Source organism: Vibrio sp. T13N (genome assembly GCF_032970445.1).
Lineage (GTDB): Bacteria > Pseudomonadota > Gammaproteobacteria > Enterobacterales > Vibrionaceae > Vibrio > Vibrio diabolicus.
Genome location: NZ_JAWJYE010000038.1, coordinates 1 through 4,582, shown reverse-complemented (window position 1 = coordinate 4,582; position 4,582 = coordinate 1). Strand labels below are relative to the sequence as shown.

At 30.0% G+C, this 4,582-nt stretch carries 3 protein-coding genes; all 3 read right to left on the bottom strand.

The annotated features are described in order from the left end of the window. Nucleotides 1-742: 742 nt before the first annotated feature. Complete coding sequence (locus tag R2S67_RS22505) at nucleotides 743-1,630, bottom strand: glycosyltransferase family A protein (RefSeq protein WP_301610427.1); 888 nt, start codon at nucleotides 1,628-1,630, stop codon at nucleotides 743-745. Between the two features lie 741 nt (nucleotides 1,631-2,371). Continuing rightward, on the bottom strand, nucleotides 2,372-3,013 hold the full coding sequence (locus tag R2S67_RS22500) for a haloacid dehalogenase-like hydrolase (protein WP_317347128.1): 642 nt from the start codon (nucleotides 3,011-3,013) through the stop codon (nucleotides 2,372-2,374). Beyond that, a complete protein-coding gene (locus R2S67_RS22495) occupies nucleotides 3,013-4,401 on the bottom strand; it encodes a lipopolysaccharide biosynthesis protein (protein ID WP_302468967.1) in 1,389 nt (462 codons plus the stop codon). The genes R2S67_RS22500 and R2S67_RS22495 overlap by 1 nt, the downstream gene beginning before the upstream one ends. Between the last annotated feature and the right edge of the window lie 181 nt (nucleotides 4,402-4,582).

Here is a 4,582-nt window from a genome sequence, read left to right as displayed (position 1 = left end):
AAATAGAACCACGAAAACAAAAGTAAGTGATAGAAAAATAATCATGACCATGTTCTTGATGGACACACTAAAGCTAGGACTAAATATTTTCACACTCACAAGTGCTGCAAAAATATAGAATAGCAAGTCCGCTTTTGCACCACTAATAATCGCATTAAAAATCATGAACGCTATGAAAATAGCATATAACAATACTTTCTTTATTATATTCAATCTAAGACTATAAAGATAAATAGAAATAATACATATGATAGTAAATGTACACATTTCTAATATCCTAACTATTGGCCCTAGACCTCTGTTATCCTCAAATCTATTAGTTTCTGTAAAAAGAGAAAAACCCTTTGTCTTTATAGTAAAAGCAACAAGCAATAAATAGACAAAAATAATGGAGAACACAAATACTTTTTTCTTGTCAAAACAAAATATCGAAAAAAACTTATAGTCACTTGGAGAATAGCTTATTCTACTAAATATATTAATTGATATGAGAAATAGAAAACCGTAAAAAGAAAATATTGAGAAAGTATGATCGGATATATATCCAAATATATATAGTAATATTATTACCGAATAGGAGGTGGAATAAGTAAAAGTATAAGTAAATGTAAATGGGTCTAGTAAACCATTGATAGACAGTCTATAAGAAAAAAAGTAAAGGACTGCAAAGAGCAGTATAGACATATAAACAAAATAATCAAAATACTCATACGAAACTTTGAAAAACGCTTCATAATTCATATTACTTTCTTCTCAATCTATTCTTAACAAAATAAGGTAGATGGAACACATATGACATTTTAAACCTTACAAGAAAGTAACCAAAATCGCTTAACTTTAAATCCCTAACCACCCTTAAAAAGTAGACAAACCAAATTTGAGAAACAGACTTAACGTATAGTTCTTTAGGGCACATGTTTTTATATACATCTAAGAACATGGTATACATTTTCTTATAGTCTTTATAGGTATTTTCCTCATGATGATTGTACTTACATATCACTATCTCAGGTTTGAATGAAAAACTAAATTCGGAGTTAAACAATTTAATGAAAACTGGATAGTCGTCGAACTTTAACCCTAGATTAAATACATTCAAGCTTCTAAGTGCGGTAGACTTAAAAATTGTCGATTGAAGAAGTATTGGGCTTGGGTGGTTATAATATATTTCCAGGCTCCTTCTATCTTTGGGCAAACTAAAAAACGCCTCATGTTTAGCACCGTAAGCATGTTTTTCATGCCCATCAGCAAACACGTTCAACGCACCAAAAATAACAAAGTCTTTTTCTTGATTTTTAGAGATATATTCTATTGCTTCAATAAACCCTTCAGGTATAACTAAGTCATCTGATGATATTACATAAAAGTATTCTGTATTGATATCTATTAGGGCAGTATTGAGCGAATCAACCAAGCCTTTATTATTTTTTTTCAATACGGCACTTATACTACTAGTATTATTTTCACTTACAAATTTAGTGATGATATCTTGAGAGTTATCTTTTGACGCATCATCTATGATGTAAACTTTCACACCAATATCAATCAATTTATTAAGCCGACCAAACAGGTCGGGCAAATACTTACCATGATTAAATGAAGGGACAACAATTGTTATATTTTCGTACATTTCATTTCCCTACAATTTTTAATGAGAAGAATCGATAACATAAGTAATAGAGTGAAGTTATGAACAGAGGTTCGGATAGCGGATAAACAAAAGCCAACAATACAGTTAATATTGAATAATATATATACCTTCCGTTTGTTTTGTTGGACAAAATGAACCTCTGAAAAAAAACGAATTCAAATCGAGATTCAGAGCAACGCTCCAAAAGATTAATGAAAGGAAATAGAAAGACTACTAAAAAGGCATTACTTAACGGTAGAAATGGAATAACAACAGCTGTATATCTCAAATTCACCAAAAAAAAGTGTAGTAGTAAGTTAAATCTATTTCTTATTGAATTGTAAACAAAATACACTAATAAAATCAAAAATAAAACGCAAAAAATATAAGTACTATCAAAGTTTACCGCTTCTAATAAATACAACAGCAATCCGACTACTGCGAATCTAAATGCCACTATCTTATATATATTCCGTTCACAATAATGAAGCTCTTCTTTTCCTAACCTTAATGTAGGATCTTTTTCTTTTTTTATTGTATATACATCATTAAATATGTACCCTAACTCATAAACTGTATATATTAATGAAATGTTAATTGTTGACACTAACAAACCATAATAACCAGAATAACACAAAGATAGAAATAGCAATGGTAATAAGTAAATAAACCCCCAAGAGGCCAATTTAATGCTACTTTTAAACCTTGTGCTGTAAGAATAAAAAAATGGTGCATAAAACTTTATAAACATATGATTCTTCTTATGCCCTTATCTTTCCAAAATTCATAATTTTTATTTCTACCAGAAGGAACAACTGCGATGAACTCATCACATAGTTCAATGCAACTAGAGTCACTTTTATTATCAGTAACAAACACTAACTCATTTGATACAAGAGACAGCTCATACATTGTATCTTTTTTATTACCAAGAAGGTCTCTTCCTATCGTTCCATCACATATATGTTTACTGCTGAAATTTAACTCAGAGGAATAGACACCCTTTGCGCCAACACACTCTCCGATACTTTCAGCAACAGGGTCGACGGTTGCTGACAATAATATAACCTCAAAGCCATTCCTTTTAAATTCATTAAGCAATTCAAATATAGATTCATTTCTATCAATTGTACTTACAAACTCTTTTGCTTTATCCTTAAGCATTTTCTCTTTATAGCCTTTCAGGCGTTTAATATTATAATACCTAATAATATCAATTGAAAAGATAATATTAAATACCTTGTTGAAAAGCTTAAATATTATGTAATCTTGAGGAAAAAAACCACGTCTCTTTGTTATAAACTCTATATATTTATATGTTGTGTTGCACTTATACAATGTATCACATATATCAAATACGGCTATTTTTTTATACTTGTCCATTATTTAAAATTCCATAAATTCGCTCTGTAAGACAAGAACAGGGTCGAAATATATACTAATCCGCCTAACGCAACCTTTATAACTAATGACACATAGTAATTGTCTACATAAACAAAAGTTAAGATAGGAACCATCACTATTGATGCAAACAAGAATGGAAATAAGCATTTCAATTGCTCGATGAATTTAACGGTCAAAACCTTAGATGAAAAATAAATTGTAATTATATATGAAATAAATGAAGTAATTAACAATGCCCAGCCCAAATAAATCAAATCATGATGAACACCTAACATTATGCCRGATAAAACAAAGGGAACTTTTAACAAATCAGACTTAAAAAACAAGTCACTACGGCCTAGCGCGTTCATGGCATTTACGTTCACATTACTTATAGAAGAAAATATTTTTGCTACTGCAAAAAGACTAAGCAATGGCACTATATCCCCCCACTCTTCTCCAAGGAATATGTAAGTAAACTCCTTTGTTACAAGAGAGAACCCAATTAGAGTTGGTAATGTAATTAATGCATTAATACTAAGTATTGCAGTAAAATTCTCATTAAATTCATTTTTATTTAACTTAAATTTTGACAAAATCGGAAATGAGACAGCTTGTGTTATTGAAATAATCACACCAGAAAGCATTGTTGTTGTGTTATTAGCTTGCGAAAATATACCGACATTAAAAGAGTTAAAAAACTTACCGATCAATATAATATACGAGTTATTTACTATTGAAGATAATATCCCAGACAAACTCAAATATATACTATATTTAGCTAGGCTTTTTAAAACATCATATGAAAAATCCCAAGTAGGACGCCACTTAGATAACCCCCAACAAACTGCAGTATTAACTAAAGCTTTAGTTATATTAAAGTATACAAAAGCCCAATATGAATAATCAGAGCTTAATAAATATAACGCTATAAAAGAACTAGTAATAGTTGCAACACTATTAGCAATAGCAATTTTATTGTACCTTAGCTCTATCATTAATATAGCTTTAGGAACAACATTGATGGAGTTAAGAATTACGATTAACAGAAGTGAGCGAATTACATCGGTCAGTTCATCTTTATCATAAAACTCAGCTATAGATTCAGCAGAAAAATACAATACTGTATATATAAATATGGCAAAAAATATTGAAGTCAAGAAAATCGTAGATTTATCAACTTTTGTAATATGATTTCGCTGAACAAGTGATTGTGTCAGACCATAATTAACTAAACTTTCAGAAAGTATGATAAAAACGGCTGCCATTCCAATCAAACCAAAATCAGAAGGACCAATTACTCTACCTATATACAATACAACAACAAAATAAAGAAATTGGTTGATTAGTTTATCAAAAACTGTCCATGCCAAGCCATTTTTTAACAATGAATTCACTTTATTACTATCTTACCAAGTTAATTATAAGTAAAGGAAACCTACCTCCCTCTACTTATACTTAAAAACTACAAATTTTTCTTCTTCCACATTACTTCAGCGAAAGTAAAGTCTTCTGGCCAATCTATATCAATTGAGCTCTCTGCATCCTGTATCTCTCTGCATCCTGTAT

Excerpts from the sequence above, each read along its gene's own strand:
- R2S67_RS22500 (WP_317347128.1), bottom strand. The coding sequence starts at position 3,013 with ATGGACAAGTATAAAAAAATAGCCGTATTTGATATATGTGATACATTG.
- R2S67_RS22505 (WP_301610427.1), bottom strand. The coding sequence starts at position 1,630 with ATGTACGAAAATATAACAATTGTTGTCCCTTCATTTAATCATGGTAAG.